Raw genomic sequence first — 1,900 nt, forward strand, 5'->3', positions numbered from 1 at the left:
GGCCTGAGCCCGGCCCGCAGGCCCGGGCCGGCCGGCTCGGGCGGCCCGCGCGGAGATGTCGGACATGCCCCACAGGGCCCCGGGCCGCGAGCCGACCGTGGGCGCAGCAGGGCCCCCCTACATTGGGACCTCCTCCCACACCGCGCGCCCAGTGCGCGCGGCGTTCGGCCTCCTTCCCTGCTTGCCGGAGACACCCATGAGCAACGACGACACCACTTCCCCCCACGCCACGCTGTGGCGGCTGATCAAGGACATCCGCTTCGGCATGCTCACGCACCGCGCCGCCAGCGGCATGCTGCATGCCCACCCCCTGACGACTCAGAACAAGGACATTGACGAGCAGTCGCAACTGTTCTTCTTCATCCCGCGCGACGGAGAGCTGTTCGAGCGCCTGCGCTCGGACAGCCAGGTCAACGTGACCTACTCCAACCCTGAGAAGGACAGCTATGTTTCGCTGTCCGGCGCGGCTGGCTTCATCGAAGACATCGCCAAGAAAGAGGCCCTATGGTCGCCCATGGCGAAGGCCTGGTTTCCGGACGGCGTGAACGACCCCAATCTCGTGCTGCTGGCCATCCACATCAGCCACGCCGAGTACTGGGACGTCAAGGAAAGCAAGATGACCCAGCTGTTCAAGATGGCCAAGGCGGCCGTCACGGGCAACCCGCCCAAGGACATGGGCGAGCACAAGGAACTGTCGCTGTCCTGAGCGCGGCTTTTTCGCCCCCCATCGATCCCATCGTTTCATTCCCCCGTTCGCAAGGAGACACACCATGGCCAACGACAAGCAGGAGCCCGGCAAGGGCAAAGTGGAAAACGACCACAACCGCCAAGGCAACCAGGAGCCCACCCAAAAGAACGAAGCCCAGCGCACGCCGGAAAGCCGGCACGACCGTGATGCCCACATTGGCAGCGGCAACCAGGTGCAGTCGCGCCAGGGCGCGGCAGGCAGCGGGGGCGGGCGCGGCGCCGGCTGAAGCCGCTGCACCCTGGCAACGACAGGGGCCTTCGGGCCCCTTTATTTTGCGCAGATGCCCTTGAAAGATTCCATAGACCATCCATTTGCCATCCAATGGGATGGAAAAACGAGGTTTTTATGGCAACGACGGCACTCGAGCGCAGCAACAAGGTTCCCGATTCGGAGAAGGTGACGATCAACCTGGGGTATGTGGACCTCGGCCACATCGACCTGCTGGTGTCCGAGGGGTTCTATTCGAACCGCACGGACTTCATCCGCACCGCGATCCGCAACCAGCTGGTTGCGCAGGCCGATGCGGTGCGGCAGGTGGTGGCCCGCAAGACGCTGGTGCTGGGGCTGCAGCGGTTCGGCCGGGCCGAACTGGAGGCCGTCCAGGCCGCAGGGCAGACGCTGGAGATCCGCGTGCTGGGCCTGTGCACCATCGACGACGACGTGCCCCCTGCATTGGCCCAGGCGACCATCGCCTCCGTCCATGTGCTGGGGGCGCTGCACGCCAGCGCGGCGGTCAAGGCCGCGCTGGCCGGCCGCATCGGCTGACACCCACCGGCACGCGCCGGTGGACACGACGACAAGGGACGGACCCGCGCCTTCGGCGCTGGCGACCGGACCACCATGGCAGACCGGCCCGATTCGAAGGCGGCGGCGAGACAAGAGACACGACGAGACGAACGCGGCACGCAGCGCCCCTGGGGGCCCCGGTGCCGCCCCCGCACGCCAGGGCCCCCGCGGCCCGCTTTTCGAAAGGATTCCCCATGGACTGGAACAAGAAGGTCAAGCAGCTTCTGAACGAGGTCACCCCGTTGATGCGCACCGGCCAGCTCGCCGATGCCACCCGCGCCATCCAGCAGGCCCTGGCCGGCCAAGGCACGGCCGCAGCCACCGCGGCGGGGAGCGCTGCCGCCGGCCGTGTGGCGGCCTGGCGCG

Annotated in this window: 3 protein-coding genes; all 3 read left to right on the plus strand. The window is 67.6% G+C overall.

Annotated features, from left to right (window positions below; all coding sequences use genetic code 11):
- The first annotated feature begins 196 nt into the window (after nt 1-196).
- The 3 genes from AC27IO_RS23605 to AC27IO_RS23615 all read left to right on the plus strand — a co-directional run bounded on the left by AC27IO_RS23605 (nt 197) and on the right by AC27IO_RS23615 (nt 1,513).
- A complete protein-coding gene (locus AC27IO_RS23605; RefSeq protein ID WP_284400527.1) occupies nt 197-706 on the plus strand; it encodes a pyridoxamine 5'-phosphate oxidase family protein in 510 nt (169 codons plus the stop codon).
- A gap of 64 nt (nt 707-770) precedes the next feature.
- Nucleotides 771-974 (plus strand): hypothetical protein, encoded by a 204-nt coding sequence (locus AC27IO_RS23610; protein ID WP_284430586.1) that lies wholly within the window; start codon nt 771-773, stop codon nt 972-974.
- 119 nt (nt 975-1,093) lie between these two features.
- Nucleotides 1,094-1,513, plus strand: a complete 420-nt coding sequence (locus AC27IO_RS23615) for a ribbon-helix-helix domain-containing protein (RefSeq protein WP_284406565.1) — start codon at nt 1,094-1,096, stop codon at nt 1,511-1,513.
- The last annotated feature ends 387 nt before the right edge of the window (nt 1,514-1,900 follow it).

Source organism: Acidovorax sp. KNOB132 (genome assembly GCF_057541515.1).

Bases quoted from the DNA above. Each gene is read 5' to 3' on its own strand.
- AC27IO_RS23605 (WP_284400527.1), top strand. From the start codon at position 197: ATGAGCAACGACGACACCACTTCCCCCCACGCCACGCTGTGGCGGCTG.
- AC27IO_RS23615 (WP_284406565.1), top strand. From the start codon at position 1,094: ATGGCAACGACGGCACTCGAGCGCAGCAACAAGGTTCCCGATTCGGAG.
- AC27IO_RS23610 (WP_284430586.1), top strand. From the start codon at position 771: ATGGCCAACGACAAGCAGGAGCCCGGCAAGGGCAAAGTGGAAAACGAC.